The organism is Echinicola arenosa (assembly GCF_014841125.1).
GTDB classification, from domain to species: Bacteria; Bacteroidota; Bacteroidia; order Cytophagales; family Cyclobacteriaceae; genus Echinicola; species Echinicola arenosa.
This window is the reverse complement of sequence record NZ_JACYTQ010000001.1, coordinates 597,386-617,084: the sequence shown is the minus strand read 5'-3', so window position 1 is coordinate 617,084 and position 19,699 is coordinate 597,386. Positions and strand designations below refer to the sequence as shown.

The following is a 19,699-nucleotide window of genomic DNA, read 5'->3' as shown; positions in this document are numbered from 1 at the left end:
ATTATATTTTAAGGAAAAAAAAATATTTGATGGGCCAAAGCGTTATTTTTTTCTTAGGATATTGACAGAATAGGTAAGTTCATAAACAAAAAAAGAGGACATGTTATAGTCCTCTTTTTGTAGAGTGTATTTAAAGGTTGGACTTACATCATGCCGCCCATTCCGCCACCGCCCATTGGAGGTGTGGCAGCTCCTCCTTGTTCTTTAACATCAGCTACTACACATTCAGTAGTCAATAGTAGTGCAGCAATAGATGCAGCATTTTCTAGGGCGAGTCTTGTAACCTTAGTAGGGTCGATTACACCAGACTCGAACAAGTCTTCAAACTTATCAGTACGGGCATTGTACCCGAAGTTACCAGTACCTTCTTTGATTTTGTTGATTACAACTGAACCTTCAGCACCAGCATTGGCCACAATAGATCTCAATGGAGACTCAATAGCTTGCTTGATGATATTGATTCCAGTGTCTTGATCATCGTTTTCTCCTTTAAGGCCTTCAAGGGCAGAAGAAGCTCTGATCAGTGCAACACCACCACCTACAACAACACCTTCTTGAACGGCTGCTCTTGTTGCATGGAGTGCATCATCAACTCTGTCTTTTTTCTCTTTCATTTCCACTTCGGTAGCAGCTCCAATGTAAAGGATAGCTACACCGCCAGAAAGCTTGGCTAATCTTTCCTGAAGCTTCTCTCTGTCGTAATCAGAAGTGGTCTTTTCAATTTGAGATTTGATCTCAGCGATTCTGCCTTCGATTGCAGACTTTTCACCAGCACCGTTAACGATAGTAGTGTTGTCTTTATCGATGTTTACTTTTTCAGCTGTACCTAGGTACTCAACAGTAGCGTTTTCAAGTTTGTAACCTCTTTCTTCAGAGATAACAGTACCGCCAGTAAGGATAGCGATATCTTCCAACATGGCTTTTCTTCTGTCACCGAAACCAGGAGCTTTTACAGCTGCTACTTTCAGAGCACCTCTGATTTTGTTTACTACCAAAGTAGCTAGAGCTTCACCGTCAACATCTTCAGCAATAATCAAAAGTGGCTTGCCTGACTGAGCCACTGGCTCCAAAACAGGAAGCAATTCCTTCATTGAAGAGATCTTCTTGTCGTAGATCAGGATATACGGATTCTCCAATTCAGCTTCCATCTTTTCAGTGTTGGTAGTGAAATAAGGAGAAAGGTAACCTCTGTCAAACTGCATACCTTCTACAGTTCTTACTTCAGTTTCTGTGCCTTTAGCTTCTTCAACAGTGATAACCCCATCTTTCCCCACTTTGTCCATGGCATCAGCAATCATATTACCGATTTCCTCGTCATTGTTAGCAGAGATAGTACCTACTTGAGCGATTTCTTTGGAAGTAGAGATTTCTTTAGAAGTAGCTTTTAATTCAGCTACAACAGCTGCAACAGCTTTGTCAATTCCTCTTTTCAGATCCATTGGGTTAGCACCAGCTGCTACGTTTTTGATACCAACGTTGAAGATGGCTTGTGTCAAAACGGTAGCAGTGGTTGTACCGTCACCTGCATTATCAGCAGTTTTTGATGCTACTTCTTTTACTAGTTGAGCGCCCATGTTTTCGATTGGCTCTTCTAGTTCAATTTCTTTAGCTACAGAAACACCATCTTTAGTGATCGTTGGTGCACCGAATTTCTTGTCTATAATTACGTTTCGACCTTTTGGGCCCAATGTTACTTTTACTGCTTCTGCAAGAGCGTCAACACCTTTTTTCAGTTTGTCTCTCGCGTCTGTATCGAAAAATAATTCCTTTGCCATTTTTTTGTTACTTTTTAGTTTTTACTTAAAATAAACTACTGGAGTGATTGATTAAAGGATCGCGAAAATATCCGATTCTCTCATAATCAAATAATCAGCACCTTCTACTGAAAGTTCTGTACCGGCGTACTTGCCGTACAATACAGTGTCGCCTACTTGTACAGTAAGTGGTTCATCTTTTTTTCCATTGCCAACAGCTACAACAGTGCCTTTTTGTGGTTTTTCTTTGGCAGTGTCAGGAATGTAAAGTCCAGATGCTGTTTTCTCTTCAGCTGCAGCAGGTTCAACTAGAACTCTGTCTGCAAGAGGTTTGATGTTCACTTTTGACATAATAGTATTGATTTTTTTAGGTTAATTTCTATGATTCCTGATGCCTCTATTACATTTCTTGTGCCAAGTGTAAAATGATAATTATCCATGACAGAAAGTCGTGAAATGTATATTGATTCTGACATGTTATAAGTTGAGATGACTGTTTGCTCTGACAATTTTACTTTTAGAGTTTGGTAAGTTTGTCAGCTTTTTATTAAATTCTACTAAAATGGCAAATTATGAAAACATTGTCGGAAAACTGGATTTCAGAAGGTTGGGTTGATTTCGAGTATAAGAAATACTTGTTGATGGCTTATTTGAAAGAAGTGGATCAACATTTTGGAGATGTTAAGCTTTATCCGCCTTTGGCTGATTTGATTAAACATTACCATAAACTTCAGGATTTAGAAAAATCGAAAGGTTCTTTGCGAAACGCTTTTCCCAAAAGGGTTGTTGGGGTTGATTATAAAAGAATGAAGTTTAACCATGAACAATTGCATAAAGAAGGGGAGTTGATGAAAGAGCTGGACAATATCATTGCTTTTTCCATACCGAAAATCAGGTCTTATATTGATCAGGGGAAGGATATTTATGATTTTATAGAAGATAACTTGGTGGTTGAGCCTATTGGTTTGTCACCTATCTATCAGAAAGAGGGGTATGTTTTTATTTCATTTGATAAATCTTCCGATGTTCATATTTACAGCTATCAGATGAAGTTGTTTGAGAACAGTTTTGAAAAATTAAGAGGGATAGCTTTTGAGTTTATTTCCAAGTCTACCAAAAGCTTGGCGAATACTTATGAACAAATAAAACTTGACCTTGTGAAAAATCATCGGCATTTGCCTAATCCAGCCACGTGGCGAGTGCACAGTGCTAAGGTCGTGCCTTTGGAAGAGAGCCTGGTGCCAATAAGCAAGAGAATATTAATGAAAATGATTGCATAAAAAAAAAAGCCCGAAATTTCCGGGCTTGAATCGATTATTTTTTTTGAAGAAGAGAGGGTTCCTTTTCGTTTAAGGTTGGGCTTGGTTGTCTTTTTGATTGATTGATAATACTGTTTTCTTCCTCTTTTTCTTTTTGTCTTTTCAGCTCACGGTTTTTGATGACTTCATCTCCGGGCTTTCCAAATAGGATTTTAAAAGCCTCATTTCTGCTTTCTGCCTTTTTTAGGTCACTTACAATATCGTACCACTCGTGGAAAACTAATGTGACAGGGTTATAGGTATTCACTGGTTTTGTAATGCCATAATTTGGCCTTTCGGCTTCTGGCATAAAGGTTCCAAACATCCTGTCCCATATGATAAAGGTAGACCCATAGTTTTTATCAAGATAATGCTCATCACTGGCATGATGTACTCTATGATGCGATGGCGTTGTGAAGATGTATTCTATTGGTGCAGGAAGTTTGTTAATATATTCTGTATGAATCCAAAATTGATACAAGACGGCAATTTGGTGACAGATAAAGAAGACAAATGGGTCAAATCCAATCATCACCACAGGGATAAAGAAGATGAACTTAATATGTTGAGTCCAACTTAATCTGAATGATACCGAGAAATTGTATTTGTTGGAATTGTGATGGGTGACATGTGTGGCCCACCAAAACCGCTGTTCATGAGCAACCCTGTGAGCCCAGTATCTTGCAAAGTCAATGGCAATAAAGCAAAGGATAAAAGACCACCAGGAAGGTGCTATTTTCCAAGGAACAATATTCCAAAAGAAAAGAACTGCTGTAAATAGTGCTACCTTGATCACAGCACTTATTCCTACATTGATCAAGCCAATGGTGGAAGCGGCCAAAAAGTCTTTTCCGTCATAAGAATCTCTATTTTTATAAATACTTAAACCCCATTCAGCAAATACCAAAGCAAACATAACAGGGGCTGCCCAGAGGATGATATTGGGCCAATCATTGGCACCCAAATCCTCAAGACTTTTATAGTTTTCAAACATAAAATAACTTTTAGTGATTAAAATAAAGCTAAACTAAAAGGTAGTGCTAAAAAGCCACTCTACCAAGGGATAGGGCACAAATTAACATTTCTTTAGATTGATTAATTCTATGAAAATAAAAAAGCCCGATCAACGATCAGGCTTATAATTTGTTGTGATTCTTATTGCTTATTGTGCTGTGTCTGCTTCAGATTCTTCTTCTGCTGGAAGTATACTTTGGTCATCACCAAAAGTAGGAGTTATCATTTGCTCCTTGGCACTTTCAATGTTTGGAGAAGTAAATTCATCCGTGGTACCATTGTTGCTTTCCAAGAATGCAGAAGTTCCAAGGGAAAGAATCAATATGGCTATCGCAAGTACCCAAGTAGATTTTTCAAGAATATTACCGGTTTTGGTAACTCCCATGATTTGAGAAGCGCTTCCTCCAAATGCCGCGCCAACACCGCCTTTAGAGTTTTGACCCAAGATCACTAGAACCAATAACACGGCCAAAACGATGATGATGCTGATTAATAAAGTAAACATATTTATTGATTTTAATCTTTTAATTCTTTTATTAAGTCCGCAAAATAAGTCTTTTTCTTCGGAAACTTCAAACTTAATTTCCGATAAATTTCAACCGCTTTATCTTTTTTGCCCTGTTTAACCAGCAATTTGGCATAAGACTCAGATAAAAGGTTGTCATTCAGTTGGGTGCTTTGTACTGACAAGTCCTGAAGTTTAGCGATGTCTTCGTTTTCCTTGATAGTAGCCAACTTGATCTCCTTTTTACTGAAGGCTTTAATGATGTCAATCTGTTCTTTCTTTTTGGCATCCTTAATAACCTTTTTCTCTTTTTTCTTGATGGTCTCTATAAGGTCATCACCCATCTTTTTTCTCCTAGTTGAAAGCCTAGGGGGATTTTTTGTATTGGGATTTGCTTTTCCTTCCTCTGATGTGGGCTTGGTGGAAGCAGTTTTTTCTTCAGTTTTGGAAAGGGGCTTTTCCTCTTGCTTTCTTAGCTTGGTGAGATTTTCTTCCAGTCTTTTTAAAACCTCAGCCCTGCTTGTTATTTCTTCAGGTACTTCAGCTTGTTTTTCTGCTTGAGGTATGGCTTGACTTTCCTCTTTTTTAGGTTGTGTTTCGGATTTAAGATTTGCAGGGCTCTTTTCTAAAGTGATGTCTTTTAAGCTAACGAAAGAAATGTCTTCTTCAATTAAGGACTTTAGCCAAGATCTGTCTGGGCTTTGAACTGCAGCCCAATGAAGTAACTCTTTTGATTCTCCATTTGATATTTTTTGCTCATACTTTGCAGCCAGTACTTTGGGGACTAAAAAGTAAGGAAATGTTTCATGTAGCTTAATCAAGGCTCTGAAATCTTCCTTGGACAGGGAATTACTGTTTTTGATGAGGCTTAAAAGTTGAGCTGCGTTCACAAGTTTTTGGTTTTGATTCTGTTCCTAATTTAAAGAAATTTACCAATTAGCCACAGTAGAGGTGAAAATATCCTGAATGATGTTTTCAAAGATTACTTCGATCAAATCACTTTCTACCTCTAATGATGAAGTTGTCCTCGGGTCGTAGTCCTGATAGAAAGAAAATGTCTTTTTAGTATCCTCTTCTTCATTGGACAAGTTCATGTAATTGACTTCTACAGCGATCGTTAAACGCATCTGCCCAGCCCTGTCAGGGATATTTGGGTCTGTACTGGTAACGGTTGCCTGCGGAGTGACCGAGTATCTGGTAATGGCTCCCTCAAACTGAAGGTCACCACTTGATTGTACCAACTCTAGCTGGGTGTTTCTTTGGAAATAATCTTTTAATGATTCTGTGAAGTTTTGACCCATATTGGCAGGGCCTCCTCCTGAATCATTGAAGAAGTTAGCTACCGAAAATGTTTGAGTAACATTATAATCCAGAGTTGTTCCAGTAAAACTGTATTCCACCTTGCAAGCTGTGAGAAAAACTATTGGAAGGCAAATCAAAACGAGAAAGAACTTACTTTTACTCACTGATATCATACTGTTTGATTTTACGGTACAAGGTCCTTTCTGAAATTCCCAAATCCTGAGCGGCATACTTTCTCTTATTGTTATGTTTTCTAAGTGCCTTTACGATCAACTCTTTCTCTTTTTTCTCAATGGAAAGGGAGTTGTCATCTTCTTCATGAAGGATGTCTTCAATGCCTTCATCATCATAATTTTCCTGCTGAGAAGGGTTTGATGAGTTAGACTCCAATACAATAGGCATGGACGAGGATGGTTTGTTGGAAGGAGTGTCTTCAAACGAAACTGAATCATCCATGTCTTCGAAAAGTGAATGGTGCTTCTTAATGATGTTTTGATTCAGTCCACCGGACTGATAAGAATCCAGAACTAACTTCTTTAAGTCGGTCATGTCTTTCTTCATGTCAAACAACACCTTATATAGGATTTCCCTTTCTGAAAAATCACTAGAACCTTCTCCTGATTTGCCCATGTTCTGACCAAATGGGGCAGGTAAGTTTGATTCGTTAGAAGGCAAATACTTGGCCAATGTGATGGCATTCACCTCTCGATCCTCTTCCAATAACGAGATTTGCTCAGCTAAATTTTTTAATTGCCGGATATTTCCTTTAAAAGGAAATTTTAGCAGCAATTCCTTTGCTTCATGGTCAAGTGAGATGGGTTTTACCTTGTATTTTTCCGAAAAGTCTGTGGTGAATTTCCTGAAAAGCAAAATAATGTCATCTCCACGTTCACGAAGCGGCGGAACGTAGATAGGTACAGTATTAAGTCTATAATAAAGATCTTCTCTGAATTTTCCTTTTTCAACAGCTTTGATCAAGTTCACGTTGGTGGCAGCGATGACTCTGACATTGGTCTTTTGGACCTTTGAGGAGCCTACCTTGATAAACTCACCGTTTTCCAAAACCCTTAACAGCCTAGCTTGTGTTCCTAAAGGCATTTCACCTATTTCATCCAGAAATATGGAACCGCCGTCCGTCACTTCAAAGTAACCTTTTCTTGCCTCATGGGCACCAGTAAAAGATCCCTTTTCGTGACCAAAAAGCTCTGAGTCAATCGTGCCCTCGGGAATTGCGCCACAATTTATAGCGATGAATTTGCCGTGCTTTCTCGTGCTAATGGAATGGATAATTTTGGAAAAAGACTCTTTACCACTACCACTTTCACCGGTAATAAGTACGGTCATGTCAGTTGGTGCTGCTTGCATGGCCACTCTTATGGCATGGTTAAGCAAAGAACTGTTGCCAATTATTCCAAATCGTTGCTTTACAGATAGTACCTCAGTGTCGCTAATCATAGACTTTTTAGAGTTTGTTAAAATCAGGAAACCACTTCACCAAAGAGGGTGGCAGCTGTACAATCCGTGATTTTTACTTGGACATAATCTCCTTTTTGAACATTTCCTTTAGGAATAATTACCACCTTATTGGCAGAATTTCTTCCCTTGAGCTGATCTTCGGATCTTTTGCTGGTACCTTCCACAAGGATTTGCTGGATTTGCCCTATGTCCAATTGGTTTCTCTCCAAAGAGTGCTGTGACTGTTTGTTGATGATTTCTTGAAGTCTTCTTTTTTTGGTGTCCAAGGGAATGTCGTCCTCATATTTTTTTGCCGCAAGTGTACCAGGTCGTTCAGAATAATAGAACATATAAGAGAAGTCATACTTCACGATGTCCATTAAGCTCAATGTCTCTTGGTGTTCTTCTTCGGTTTCAGTACAGAAACCTGCGATCATATCGGAGGAAATGCCACATTCCTGTCCCAGTATTTCTCTGATTTTGGCCACCCTTTCCAAATACCATTCGCGGTCATAAGTTCTGTTCATCATATCCAAAACTCGGCTGTTCCCGCTTTGGACAGGTAAGTGGATGTATTTACAGATATTATCATACTTTTTCATGGTATAAAGTACTTCATCTGTTATGTCCTTAGGGTGAGAGGTGGAGAACCTCACTCTCAATAAAGGACTTACCTTGGCAACCATTTCCAATAGGTTTGCGAAGTTGATTACTTCGCTGACAGCCTCTTTTTGTTTGTTCAGTCTGGCTTTATTGTTTTCTTCAGGAGACCATTTATAGCTGTCTACATTCTGACCTAAAAGTGTGACCTCTCGGTATCCTTGGTCAAACAATGCCTGAGCCTCTCTTACTATAGAATGCGGATCACGGCTTCTTTCCCTGCCTCTGGTAAAAGGAACCACACAAAAGGAACACATATTATCACATCCGCGCATGATGGAAATAAATGCTGTCAACCCATTCGAGTTTAGCCTTACTGGTGATATATCCGCATAGGTTTCTTCTCTTGACAGGAAAGTATTGACGCCTTTGTCTCCTTCTTCGGCCACTTTAACCAAGTTGGGTAGGTCACGGTATGCATCAGGTCCAACGACTACATCAACCAACTTTTCTTCCTCAAGTAATTTATCTTTGAGCCTTTCTGCCATGCAGCCCAAAACACCTATGGTAAGTTCAGGCTTTTCTCTCTTAATCGTATTGAATTGGGATAATCTTTTTCTAACTGTCAGTTCGGCTTTTTCGCGAATAGAACAGGTGTTCAGGAAAATGACATCTGCCTGCTCAAAATTAGAAGTGGTGTCGAAACCATTCTCTTTCATGATGGAGGCGACAATTTCACTGTCAGAGAAATTCATTTGACAGCCATAACTTTCTATATATAGCTTTTTATGCTTTCCTGTATTCTCCTCTTCTGTGGTTTTGAAATCACATGCCTGCGCCTCTTCAGCAGGAATTATGTCAATATCCTTAATAATATTCTCCATAGCACTCTTTCAATCAATTTGAGATGCGAAATTAATAAAATACCGACAAAATGACAGACTTCTGTGGATTTATCTTTTCTGTTAATATTATTTTTTGGCCTGCTTTCTGTGGGATGATGGTCAGCAATAAGTAATAATGAATGTGAATTTGAGATGATTTCAGAAGTGGAATAGATATAGTTTTTTACTATGATTTTATAGAAATTATCAATTTTAACTATATGTTTTTAATAAGTATATTCATACCATAAAAAAGATCAAGAACCTAAAAACAAACATGATGTCAGAAGAAAGAAAACACAATAAACTTTCCACCGCATCCGGAAGGATTTACGTGGAAAATGATAATACGAAATCCGTAGGACCAAGAGGTCCAATCCTTTTGGAAGATTATATATTGCATGAGAAAATGGCCCATTTCAATAGGGAAAGAATTCCTGAACGGGTAGTTCACGCAAAAGGGTCAGGAGCTTTTGGAACCTTCACGGTGACCAATGATATCAGTAAATATACCAAAGCCAAATTGTTCAACAAGGTAGGTAAAAAGACAAAGGTTTTTGCAAGGTTTTCAACAGTAGGCGGAGAGAAAGGTTCTGCTGATACCGAAAGGGACCCTAGAGGGTTTGCAGTTAAATTTTATACCGAGGATGGTAACTGGGACTTGGTAGGAAACAATACGCCAATATTTTTTATCAAAGATCCTAAAAAGTTCAGCGATTTTATCCATACTCAAAAAAGAGATCCATATACTAATATGAAATCACCGACTATGATGTGGGATTTTTGGTCTTTGATGCCAGAATCTTTACATCAGGTGTTGATTTTGATGAGTGACAGGGGAACCCCAAAAGGATTTCGTCACATGAATGGCTATGGTTCACATACCTTTTCTTTAATTAATGATAAAAATGAGAAAGTATGGGTAAAGTTTCACTTCAAGACAGCCCAAGGTGTCCAAAACTTTACAGATGAGGAAGCTGCAGAAATGAAATCCAAGGACATGGACTTTTCCCAGAGAGATTTGTTGGAGGCTATTGAAAATGGAAATTTTCCAAAGTGGAATTTAAAAATTCAAGTAATGAGTTTGGAGGAAGCTAAGAAAGTGGACTTTAACCCTTTTGACTTGACAAAAGTGTGGCCTCATGCGGATTTTCCATTAATTGATGTAGGGGAAATGGAGCTAAATAAAAATCCAGATAATTACTTTCAAGATGTAGAACAGGCTGCTTTTGCTCCAGCGCACATTGTAGATGGAGTGAGTTACAGTCCCGATAAAATGCTTCAAGGAAGAATCTTATCTTACCCTGATGCACATAGGTACAGACTTGGTGCTAACTATGAACAAATTCCGGTTAATCGCTGCCCTTTTGCTGTAAACAATTATGAGCGAGATGGTTTTATGCGAGTTGATGGAAATCAGGGTTCGAAACCAAACTATTTTCCGAATAGTTTTGATGATATTGAAATAGATAATTCCTATAAAGAACCATCGGATGATTTAGGAGATCATATTGCAGATTGGTATGATCGAAATAGTAAAGTTGGAGGCAATGATCATTATTCCCAACCAAGGGCACTTTTCAGAGATGTGATGAGTAAGGAAGAACAGGACAATACCATTAAAAATACCATAGGTGCAATGAGTGGTATTTCTGGTCCAAAGAAAGATGAAATCATCAATAGGCAGCTTTGTCACTGGTTCAGAATGGATGAGGAATTTGGAGCTCGAGTAGCAGAAGGTTTAGGTGTGAATGTAAATGCTGTGATGGCTGCTATGAATGGAGCACACTAAAATTTTAGAAAATACAAAGTTGAATTGACTAAAAAAGAGAGCAAGTCCTGCTCTCTTTTTTAGTATGGATTAATATATCAGACAAAGAAAAGTGACTTGAAATTTTTTAGCACGAATATTGGGCTTTTAAAATCATAATAGTGAAGTCATAATGATGAATTCTTTCCAGAATCCTTTTACTTATTATCTTTGATATAGCAATTAATTTTAGCACTTGAATAATCTAAGAAAGATATTTTATAAAATTTTTAAGGTACTGGGGGTGATACTGCTGGTATTGATGGTTTTTATTATCGGAATTTTACTTTTTGTTCGGAGCCCATGGGGGCAGGATGTAATTGTTGGAAAAGCGGTGTCCTATGTAAAAGACAAAACCCAAACAGAAGTCTCCATTGACAAACTTTATGTAACCTTTTTCGGGAATTTATTTCTCCAAGGACTTTATGTAGAAGACCAACAAGGAGATACCTTGGTTTATTCTAATCGGTTAGAAACAGGAGTAGAAATTTTACCACTGATTAAAAATGGGAATATTCATTTGACCAAACTGAATTGGGATGGACTGAAAGCAAATGTGAAAAGGGATGAAAAAACAGAGACTTTCAACTTTGACTTTTTAATAGCCGCATTTATGTCCAGTGACTCGGCCTCAACCATTGAAGAAGACACTGTTCAGGCTCAGGGGGCTTATCCTGAGATCGAGCTAGGGCCGATTAAATTGACGGCTTTTGATCTTAGCTACACTGATGGCGTGATGGGGATTGATAGCCGCGTTGAGTTGGGCGAATTGTTCCTTAAAATGGAAGAATTTGATTTGAATGACATGGGGTTCTATATACGTGAATTTGAGTTTAGTAATTCATCAATTTTTTACAAGCAGGATAAACCGTTTCCTGCTACAGAGGAAGATTCAACCTCAAATACTCCTATGCCACTTATTATCATAGATGATTTCAAAATTGAAAATGTAGCAGCGGATTATGAATCAGTTCCTGATGAGATAAGTGCAAAGGTTGATTTAGGAAGTTTTATAGTTCAGCTCCCCGAGGCAGACTTGTCCTCACAGAAGATCAACTTGAAAAAAATGGAGTTGGTAGATTCGAAGATAGCAATTGTTCTCCCTAAGTCTACCTCAGCCCCATCCAATACAAAATTAGAAGAAAGTTCAGCTCCTTTTCAGTTGCCCAACTGGACAGTAGATGTTGAAACCATTTCAATGGAGAGGAACGATATTTCTTATTCTCTAGGTCAAGAAGAAGTCTCTCGTGGAGTGTTTAATGCTAATGCGATTTCTTTGAATGACCTTAATTTCAAGGTGTCGGGAATTTATCTTAATGAAAAAGCTGCAGGATTGTTCTTGGACAATCTGGCCTTTAGGGAAGGTAGCGGGCTTGACCTCCATAATTTTTCTTTTGACTTTGGTATGGATGATCAGCGATTGAGTTTGACAGATTTGGATTTGAAAGCAGCAAACAGTGCTGTTAGTGGAGATTTGAGTTTGACCTATAATTCAATTGATCAGTTGATCAATTCTCCCGATCAAGCAGGGTATTCATTGGATCTTTCTGTTATAAAAGTCAATGCTAATGATGCTTTACCATTTGCTCCTGACCTGAAGGATAATCCATACTTTGTCGCATTAGCCAAAAAGCAAGTTGATGGGGAGTTGGATTTAAATGGAAGCTTTTCCAATTTAAATTTGAAGAAGGCCAATATTTCATGGGGCAAAGAAACCGTCTTAAATGTAAAAGGAGTTCTTCAAAACATAATTGAGCCAGAGAAGTTGGTCTTTGATCTGGAAGACATGTTGTTTTTGACCACCAGGAACGATCTTAGTCAGTTTGTCAATGAGGCTGATTATGGAGTGAAATTTCCAGAGAAATTGGAATTGGAGGGGAACGCTAAAGGTGATCTAGAGGATTTGGTTGCAGAATTGGAGCTTAAAATGCCCGAGGGAAGTCTAGATTTGGCAGCTAAATTTATGGGCAAAGATCAGCTGATGTTTGACGCGCAGCTTCAAGGGGATCAATTGAAGTTAGAAGAATTGTTGCCGGGAATGGGCTTAGGAACCTTGACTTTTGAATTGCACTCTTCTGGCAATGGTAGTTCAATAGAAGATCTAAGTGCCCAATTGAGTTCAGATTTCAAGCAACTAGAATATAATAGTTATGACTTTTCAGGTTTGAAGCTTGAAGGGGAATTAAACCATGGTGTGGGAAATGTCAAATTGGCTTTTACTGATGAAAATCTGGATATGGATTTGGGCTTGGACCTTGAGTTGGATAGTATCAATTCCCATTATTCGGCTAATCTGGATTTGAGAGGAGCCAACCTAAGGGCTTTGGGCTTAACAGAAAAGGATATCAGGGCCAGGCTAAAACTGATAGCGGAATTTAAAGGAAATCCTGAGAGTTTTGATGCCACTACTAAGATAGATGAAGGGTTGGTGGTTTATGATGAGCGGTCATACCCGACTGGCCATTTTGATTTGAAAGCAAGTGTCAGACCTGATAGTACCAGTTTAGACATCAGTGGCCTGATGCTCAACGGTTATTTAAGATCCAATGCATCACCAGAGCAAATATCAGCTGGAGTTCAAAGACATTTACAGGGCTATTTAAGAGATTCTGTTCAGGTAGATTCATTGCAATCAGACTCAATTTTAACTAATCCTGTGAATTTGGATTTGGATTTAGCCTTTAAGAGAGCCCCTATTTTGGATCAGGTCTTTATTGAAGGTCTTGAAGAGATGGATTCTGTTCATGTCAGCGTGGACTTTAAAGAAAATGAAGCGCAGCTTAATGCTTCTGTGAACTTACCTTATGTTCAGTATAATGATATTATGTTGGATAGTCTTGTGATAGATGCAAAAGGTGATGGTCGAAAAATGAATTTTTTGTTAGGAATAGGTAGTTTGGATGCTTCTCCTTTGTCCATGGGGAGGACTGTTTTTGCAGCTAACTTTAATAATAAGTTGCTAGGAATGAAATTTAGGTCCTTTGATGTAGAAGAACAGCTTTATTCTTTGGATGCAGAGATGAAATATCATGGGGATACGGTAGACCTTCACGTTTTACCAGATAGTCTACTGCTCAATAGAAAAATATGGAAAGTGCCAGCTAGTAATCAGGTATTATATGCAAACAAGTTATTGCAGTTCTCTGATTTTTCTTTTTCACGAGAGGGTCAACAACTTACTTTTAGCAATGAGCTCAATTCCAATGTTGAAGATCAGTTAGGGGTAACCTTTAAGGATTTCCAATTGGCCACCATTATGACATTGTTCAACCCTGATGAATTGCTGCTTGGGGGAATATTAAACGGAGATTTTATAATTGAAAATCCATTTGGGGCAACGGGGATTGTGGCGGATATGAATATTTTGAACTTAAAAGCAATGGGAGCTGAACTTGGAAATTTGGCCCTAAAAGCGAAATCGAGCGATTCCAAGTCTTATGATTTTAACCTTGCCTTAAAGGACAAAGGAATTGATTTGGATTTAGTAGGGGATTATGTAGCCCATGAGAATGGAGCCAACTTGGATTTGAATCTTGACATCAATGAGTTTAAATTATTGGTACTGGAAGAACTTATGCCGGAGAATTTCAGCGAAGCTGCTGGTGCACTTAAAGGTAATTTTAAGGTAGCTGGTACCACGAGTGAGCCAAAGTATGAAGGGGAGTTTGCCTTCGAAAATGCAGCTATAAAAGTGAATACCTTAAATTCAAAATTCTCTTTGCCTACTGAACCTTTGCGGGTTGATAATCAGGGAGTATATTTTGATCAAGTTACCTTTAAGGATACAGAGGGGAATAATTTTTCTCTGGACGGAACTGTCAATACCGTTGATCCCACTAATTTGGCATTCGACCTTAAGTTGAATGCCCAAAAATTCCAGCTTTTAAATTCAACCAGAGAAGACAATGACCTGTTTTATGGAAAAGCTAATGTCAATGCAGATGTGACCATAAGTGGGGATATGAATCTTCCAAAGATCGATGCAAAACTAGGAGTAAATGAAGGGACGGACTTGACCTTTGTAATTCCAGAAACACAGCTGGATATTGTGGAGAGAGAAGGGATTGTGCTGATTGTTGACAGGGATGATCCTAATGATATCTTGACTAAGAGAAGCAGTGAGAGAACCGAGTCTGCCTTTACAGGTATGGAAGTTAAAGCGATTCTGGAAGTGGATCCGAAGGCAATTTTTAATGTCATAGTGGATGAGCGGTCGGGGGATAACTTGATGATTGCTGGTGATGCAGATCTTAACTTAGATATTTTGCCTAATGGACAAATGAACCTGTCCGGAATTTATGAACTGGACAAGGGACATTATGAAATGAGCCTTTACAATTTGGTCAGTAGGAAGTTTGAAATAGTCAAGGGAAGTACCATTTCTTGGAAAGGAGACCCAATGGATGCAGACTTGGATATTACTGCATCCTATGAAGTAAAGACATCTGCGCAGGATTTGATGGCAACGCAGATTTCGGGGGTAAACAATGATGTAGCTGAACAATACCAACAAAGACTTCCCTTCTTGGTCTATCTGAATGTAGAGGGAGAGTTGTTGAGGCCACAAATATTTTTTCAGCTGGATATGCCAGAGGATGAGCAGGGTGCGCTTGGAGGAAATGTTTATACCAGGGTTCAGCAGATAAATGAAGAGGAAGGAGAGCTCAACAGGCAGGTGTTTTCACTATTGGTTCTACAGAAATTTATGCCTTCAACAGGTAGCGATGGATCAGGAGGAGGAACAGCTGCTCTGGCAAGGTCAAGTGTGAGTCAGATGCTTTCCAGTCAATTAAATGCTTTGTCCAGCAATGTGCTTGGCGATTCGGGCTTTGAGTTGGATTTTGACCTGGATAGTTATTCAGGTTATCAGGGAGATAGAACACAGTTGAATGTGAACGCCAGCAAACGGCTTTTTGATGACCGATTGATTGTTCAAGTAGGGAGCCAAATGGATATCGAAGGTTCGAGTCAAGATACTCAAAATAATGGAGCGGTTTTTGGGAACGTGAACTTGGAATATTTACTAACAGAAAGTGGGCGCTACAGGATCAGAGGATTTAGGAGAAATCAATTTGAGAGTATTATTGATGGACAGCTTATAGTTACCGGTATTGCATTTATCTTGAATAGAGAGTTCAATGAATTTAGAAATTTTTGGAAAAGTGAAGAAAGAATAGAACGGGATAGGCAAAATCAAATCAAAGAGAACTCAGGTACTGAAGCTGAAAACGATGGGGAAAAGTAATATATGAGAGCGAAGATATTTTTGCAATTATTATTTATTGGATTATTAAGTTCGTGTGGGGTGACTAAATTCATTCCTGAAGATGAACGGTTATATACCGGAGCGGAGCTTGAGGTAAAGACCAATGATTCTGAGGGTGTAAACAATAAGGCTTTAAAAATTATCCATACGCGTTTAGAGGACGTTATTCAGCCAGATCCAAATGGTAAATTTTTGGGGATGAGAATTGGGTTATGGGCTTACTATAAAGGGAGTAAGGAAAAACCCGGCTTTATTAATAGATTCTTAAAGAAGAAAATTGGTCAAGAGCCGGTCTATTTCAGTCAAGTAAACCCTTCCAAAACGGAAGAATTGTTGCTGAATCGTCTGGAGAACAATGGTTTTTTCTATTCATTGTCCAGCTCTGAGTCTACGGGGAAAGGAAAATTTGCAGGAGTGGAATATATGGTGGAGGTAAGCCGTCCATATAGATTGGAAAAGTATCAATTGGAAGGAGATTCTCTGACCATCCAAAAAGAAATCGCTAAGATCATCGAAGAAACTGAGCTCAAACCCGGAGTAAGGTTTGAATTGGATGCCTTTAAATCCGAAAGGCTGAGGCTGAACGATGAATTGAAGAAAAGAGGATTCTATAATTTCAATGCTGATTATTTGATTTTTGAGGCCGATACCAATAATTATGATGAGCGAAAGTTTGATCTCTTTTTAAGACTAAAACAAGATGTTGCTGAAAAATCCATAGTCCCTTATGAGGTAAAAGACATCAGGGTGTATCCAAACTATTCCGTGGATGAAGAGAAGGGCAATCAGGATACCACTACTATCCAAGATATCGACTTTATTCAAGATGAATTGGCGTTCCGCCCGGAGTTGCTGGAGAAGTATATATTGATTAAAGAGGAGGAGGCGTATAGCTCAGAGTTGTCTAGGTTAACGACAAATCGATTGTCTTCGATTGGGAATTACAGGTATGTAAACTTACGTTATGTCGAAAAAGATTCGATAGGAACACAGGGACCATGGGGGCTGGATGCCAATATTTATTTGTCCCCATTGAAGAAAAGGTCTCTCAGAGCGGAGCTGCAAGGTTTGTCCAAGTCTAATAACTTTATTGGTCCTGCGGTTTTATTGACTTATCGAAACAGGAATATTTTTAAGGGCGGAGAAACTTTCAATATTTCAGCTCAGTTCGGCTATGAAACCCAGATAGCAGGAGGAGATAGGACAGGGCTAAGCACTTATGATATTGGTCTAAAGAGTGACTTGATTTTTCCTAGAGTAATCTTTCCGGTAAACATTGAAGAACGTTTTAGTTATTCTGTTCCAAAGACCAAAATCAGTTTGGGGGGAGAATCGCTCAATAGGATAGGTCTTTACCGCTCCAACTCGGCAACGATAAGCTATGGGTATTACTGGAATGCCAATAGATTTGTATATCATGAGATTAACCCTATCAGCCTGAGTGTGGTGAGCCTTTCTGATACATCACCTGAATTTGAGGAGATATTGGACGATAATCCATTTTTAAGGAGAAGTTTTGAGCAGCAGTTTATTGCGGGATTGAATTACACTTTTAATTATAATCAGCTAGGGGATCAGTTCCGAAAGCACAAGATATTTGCCGGAACTACTGTGGATGTGGCTGGGAACCTTCTGAATCTGATGGATAACACTTTCGGAAAAGGAGAGTCAGGAAAAGTGTTTGGGATGGAATATGCACAATATGCGCGTGGAGACTTGGATTTCCGGTATCATATCAAACTAGGAGAGGAGAATGTTTTGGCTACTCGTGTTTTTGGAGGGATAGGTATTCCTTTTGGAAACTCTGTGTCGTTACCTTATGTAAAACAGTATTCTGCAGGTGGCCCTAACAGTGTAAGGGCTTTTAGGATTCGATCCTTAGGACCGGGAACCTATCAACCTGATTCCATCAATAACCAATCTTATTTTGATCAAACGGGTGATATAAGAATTGAAGGTAATATAGAATATCGATTTCCAATAGTTTCGTATTTGAAGGGTGCGCTATTTATGGATGCAGGAAATGTTTGGTTAATGAATGATAATGAGGCATTGCCCGGTGGGAAGTTTACAAGCTCCTGGTTAAGGGAACTTGGAGTTGGAGCTGGGTTTGGCCTAAGAATAGATATAGAGTTTTTTGTAATCAGATTTGATTTTGCAGCCCCGATCAGAAAACCATTTTTACCAGAAGGAGAAAGGTGGCTGAAAGAGTTTAAAGTGTTTGACAGGGATTGGAGAAGGGAAAATTTGATTTTTAACTTTGCCATTGGATATCCATTCTAGAAAGTGAGATAAATGGTACTTTTTAAAAAAAATGGGAAGTTTAAACTTCCCGTTTTTTTTAAAATATTGAAATCAAGTAGATAGTATTTTGGCTACCCTGAAGTCTTCTTCATCGACTTCTTTATCATCTACAATGGCTCGTTTGATGGGCGTGTAAACAACTTTATTATTGATGACACCGGCCATGACATCATATTTGCCTTGCATAAGGCCTTCGACAGCCGCTACCCCCAACTTACTGGCCAGCACTCGGTCATAAGATGTTGGTGACCCGCCTCTTTGTAAATGCCCTAAGATTGTTACCTTAATATCATAAGTAGGGAGATGTTTGCTTACTTTTTTTGAGAGCTCCAAAGCACCGCCGCTTTTTCCTCCTTCGGCCACTATCACCACGTTCGCTTGTTTGTTTGCTTTGGCTCTTGTGTTCAGCTTGTCTATCAATGCCTCTACTGGCATTTTCTTTTCAGGGATCAATGTTGCTGCAGCAGCACTGCCTATACCTGCATTGATGGCAATAAAGCCAGAGTCACGTCCCATTACTTCCACAAAGAAAAGCCTGTCGTGCGAAGTGGCAGTGTCACGGATTTTATCTATTGCTTCAATGGCCGTGTTACAGGCTGTGTCAAATCCAATCGTATTGTCAGTTCCCGAGAGATCATTGTCAATGGTTCCGGGTAAGCCAATGGAAGGAATACCGAATTCTTTATAGAAAAGGTGCGCTCCCGTAAGGGATCCATCACCTCCGATTACTACCAAAGCATCGACGCCATGTTTTTGAAGGTTTTCATAAGCTTTTTTCCTTCCTTCAGGAGTTCGAAACTCGGCACTTCTGGCTGATTTCAGGAAGGTACCTCCTCTCTCTAATACATAAGCTATATCAGAACTCTCCATTTTTTTGATGTCATCCTGGATCATCCCCTCATATCCCCTGTAGATACCATATACCTCTAAGTTATAATAGAAGGCACAGCGAACCACAGCACGAATGGCAGCATTCATTCCAGGAGCATCTCCTCCTGATGTCAAAACACCAATTTTTGTAATTGATTTACTTTCCATTTTATTGAGCTGTAGTTAATTGTTTGAACATCAATTCCGCTGAAGCCAAATTGGTTGCCAAAGGAATATTATGTACATCACAAATCCTCATCAGCATCTGAACATCCGGCTCATGCGGATGTTTGTCCAATGGATCCCTAAAGAATACTACAATGTCAAGCTCTTTTTGAGCAGCCATAGCGGCAATCTGAGCATCTCCGCCATAAGGACCGGACATCAGTTTTTCTACATTGAAACCAGCCCTTTCAATATGGGAACCTGTAGTGCCAGTAGCAAAAAGTTGAATGTCTGAGCCTAGTAATCGGTCTTTGAAGCCGCTGAGAAAGTGAACCATGTCGGCTTTCTTTCCATCGTGGGCGATTAAGGCAATTCTCATCGTTTTTGGTTTAATAGGTTGAAGGCTTAAAGTTATAAAAAATTAAAGATTATGTTCAAGATTTAAGGTTTAAGATGATAAATATAGTTGATC

The 19,699-nt window shown here is 39.0% G+C and carries 14 protein-coding genes; 4 read left to right on the top strand and 10 right to left on the bottom strand.

The window, feature by feature from the left end; translation table 11 throughout:
* Positions 1 to 143: 143 nt before the first annotated feature.
* Both groL and IFO69_RS02330 read right to left on the bottom strand, forming a co-directional pair.
* The gene (groL, locus tag IFO69_RS02335) at positions 144 to 1,775 is read right to left on the bottom strand and encodes a chaperonin GroEL (protein WP_192007637.1); all 1,632 of its coding nucleotides are present in this window, start codon (positions 1,773 to 1,775) and stop codon (positions 144 to 146) included.
* Positions 1,776 to 1,826: 51 nt separating this feature from the next.
* Positions 1,827 to 2,105, bottom strand: coding sequence for a co-chaperone GroES (locus tag IFO69_RS02330; RefSeq protein ID WP_026235705.1), 279 nt, complete (start codon positions 2,103 to 2,105; stop codon positions 1,827 to 1,829).
* A gap of 221 nt (positions 2,106 to 2,326) precedes the next feature.
* Here IFO69_RS02330 and IFO69_RS02325 point away from each other — a divergent pair, with 221 nt between their 5' ends.
* On the top strand, positions 2,327 to 3,034 hold the full coding sequence (locus tag IFO69_RS02325) for a hypothetical protein (RefSeq protein ID WP_192007634.1): 708 nt from the start codon (positions 2,327 to 2,329) through the stop codon (positions 3,032 to 3,034).
* A gap of 34 nt (positions 3,035 to 3,068) precedes the next feature.
* Here IFO69_RS02325 and IFO69_RS02320 read toward each other — a convergent pair whose 3' ends face one another.
* From IFO69_RS02320 to miaB, 6 genes are all read right to left on the bottom strand, one after another.
* Positions 3,069 to 4,046, bottom strand: a complete 978-nt coding sequence (locus tag IFO69_RS02320) for a sterol desaturase family protein (RefSeq protein ID WP_192007632.1) — start codon at positions 4,044 to 4,046, stop codon at positions 3,069 to 3,071.
* A gap of 168 nt (positions 4,047 to 4,214) precedes the next feature.
* Positions 4,215 to 4,571 carry a preprotein translocase subunit SecG gene (gene secG, locus IFO69_RS02315; protein WP_192007630.1) on the bottom strand — a complete coding sequence of 119 codons (357 nt, stop codon included), beginning with the start codon at positions 4,569 to 4,571 and terminating at the stop codon, positions 4,215 to 4,217.
* 11 nt (positions 4,572 to 4,582) lie between these two features.
* Complete coding sequence (locus IFO69_RS02310; protein WP_192007626.1) at positions 4,583 to 5,461, bottom strand: hypothetical protein; 879 nt, start codon at positions 5,459 to 5,461, stop codon at positions 4,583 to 4,585.
* Positions 5,462 to 5,500: 39 nt separating this feature from the next.
* Complete coding sequence (locus IFO69_RS02305) at positions 5,501 to 6,046, bottom strand: LptE family protein (RefSeq protein WP_192007624.1); 546 nt, start codon at positions 6,044 to 6,046, stop codon at positions 5,501 to 5,503.
* Complete coding sequence (locus tag IFO69_RS02300; RefSeq protein ID WP_192007622.1) at positions 6,030 to 7,328, bottom strand: sigma-54 interaction domain-containing protein; 1,299 nt, start codon at positions 7,326 to 7,328, stop codon at positions 6,030 to 6,032. The genes IFO69_RS02305 and IFO69_RS02300 overlap by 17 nt, the downstream gene beginning before the upstream one ends.
* A 23-nt stretch (positions 7,329 to 7,351) precedes the next feature.
* Positions 7,352 to 8,812, bottom strand: a complete 1,461-nt coding sequence (gene miaB, locus IFO69_RS02295) for a tRNA (N6-isopentenyl adenosine(37)-C2)-methylthiotransferase MiaB (RefSeq protein ID WP_192007620.1) — start codon at positions 8,810 to 8,812, stop codon at positions 7,352 to 7,354.
* Positions 8,813 to 9,089: 277 nt separating this feature from the next.
* Here miaB and IFO69_RS02290 point away from each other — a divergent pair, with 277 nt between their 5' ends.
* The 3 genes from IFO69_RS02290 (at position 9,090) to tamL (ending at position 18,171) form a co-directional block, all read left to right on the top strand.
* Entirely contained in the window at positions 9,090 to 10,604 is a 1,515-nt protein-coding gene (locus IFO69_RS02290; protein WP_317173407.1) for a catalase, read from the top strand.
* A gap of 214 nt (positions 10,605 to 10,818) precedes the next feature.
* Positions 10,819 to 15,867 carry a translocation/assembly module TamB domain-containing protein gene (locus IFO69_RS02285; RefSeq protein ID WP_192007618.1) on the top strand — a complete coding sequence of 1,683 codons (5,049 nt, stop codon included), beginning with the start codon at positions 10,819 to 10,821 and terminating at the stop codon, positions 15,865 to 15,867.
* A gap of 3 nt (positions 15,868 to 15,870) precedes the next feature.
* Positions 15,871 to 18,171, top strand: coding sequence for a translocation and assembly module lipoprotein TamL (tamL, locus tag IFO69_RS02280; protein ID WP_192007614.1), 2,301 nt, complete (start codon positions 15,871 to 15,873; stop codon positions 18,169 to 18,171).
* 72 nt (positions 18,172 to 18,243) lie between these two features.
* Here tamL and pfkA read toward each other — a convergent pair whose 3' ends face one another.
* Both pfkA and IFO69_RS02270 read right to left on the bottom strand, forming a co-directional pair.
* Positions 18,244 to 19,230: a 6-phosphofructokinase gene (gene pfkA, locus IFO69_RS02275; protein WP_192007611.1), complete on the bottom strand. Its 987-nt coding sequence runs from the start codon at positions 19,228 to 19,230 to the stop codon at positions 18,244 to 18,246.
* 1 nt (position 19,231) lies between these two features.
* Positions 19,232 to 19,606, bottom strand: a complete 375-nt coding sequence (locus tag IFO69_RS02270) for a methylglyoxal synthase (protein WP_192007609.1) — start codon at positions 19,604 to 19,606, stop codon at positions 19,232 to 19,234.
* Positions 19,607 to 19,699 lie beyond the last annotated feature (93 nt).

What these genes read in the sequence shown, in the direction of transcription:
- groL (WP_192007637.1), bottom strand. Translation starts at nt 1,775, where the DNA reads ATGGCAAAGGAATTATTTTTCGATACAGACGCGAGAGACAAACTGAAA.
- IFO69_RS02330 (WP_026235705.1), bottom strand. Translation starts at nt 2,105, where the DNA reads ATGTCAAAAGTGAACATCAAACCTCTTGCAGACAGAGTTCTAGTTGAA.
- IFO69_RS02325 (WP_192007634.1), top strand. Translation starts at nt 2,327, where the DNA reads ATGAAAACATTGTCGGAAAACTGGATTTCAGAAGGTTGGGTTGATTTC.
- IFO69_RS02320 (WP_192007632.1), bottom strand. Translation starts at nt 4,046, where the DNA reads ATGTTTGAAAACTATAAAAGTCTTGAGGATTTGGGTGCCAATGATTGG.
- secG (WP_192007630.1), bottom strand. Translation starts at nt 4,571, where the DNA reads ATGTTTACTTTATTAATCAGCATCATCATCGTTTTGGCCGTGTTATTG.
- IFO69_RS02305 (WP_192007624.1), bottom strand. Translation starts at nt 6,046, where the DNA reads ATGATATCAGTGAGTAAAAGTAAGTTCTTTCTCGTTTTGATTTGCCTT.
- IFO69_RS02300 (WP_192007622.1), bottom strand. Translation starts at nt 7,328, where the DNA reads ATGATTAGCGACACTGAGGTACTATCTGTAAAGCAACGATTTGGAATA.
- miaB (WP_192007620.1), bottom strand. Translation starts at nt 8,812, where the DNA reads ATGGAGAATATTATTAAGGATATTGACATAATTCCTGCTGAAGAGGCG.
- IFO69_RS02290 (WP_317173407.1), top strand. Translation starts at nt 9,090, where the DNA reads ATGATGTCAGAAGAAAGAAAACACAATAAACTTTCCACCGCATCCGGA.
- tamL (WP_192007614.1), top strand. Translation starts at nt 15,871, where the DNA reads ATGAGAGCGAAGATATTTTTGCAATTATTATTTATTGGATTATTAAGT.
- pfkA (WP_192007611.1), bottom strand. Translation starts at nt 19,230, where the DNA reads ATGGAAAGTAAATCAATTACAAAAATTGGTGTTTTGACATCAGGAGGA.
- IFO69_RS02270 (WP_192007609.1), bottom strand. Translation starts at nt 19,606, where the DNA reads ATGAGAATTGCCTTAATCGCCCACGATGGAAAGAAAGCCGACATGGTT.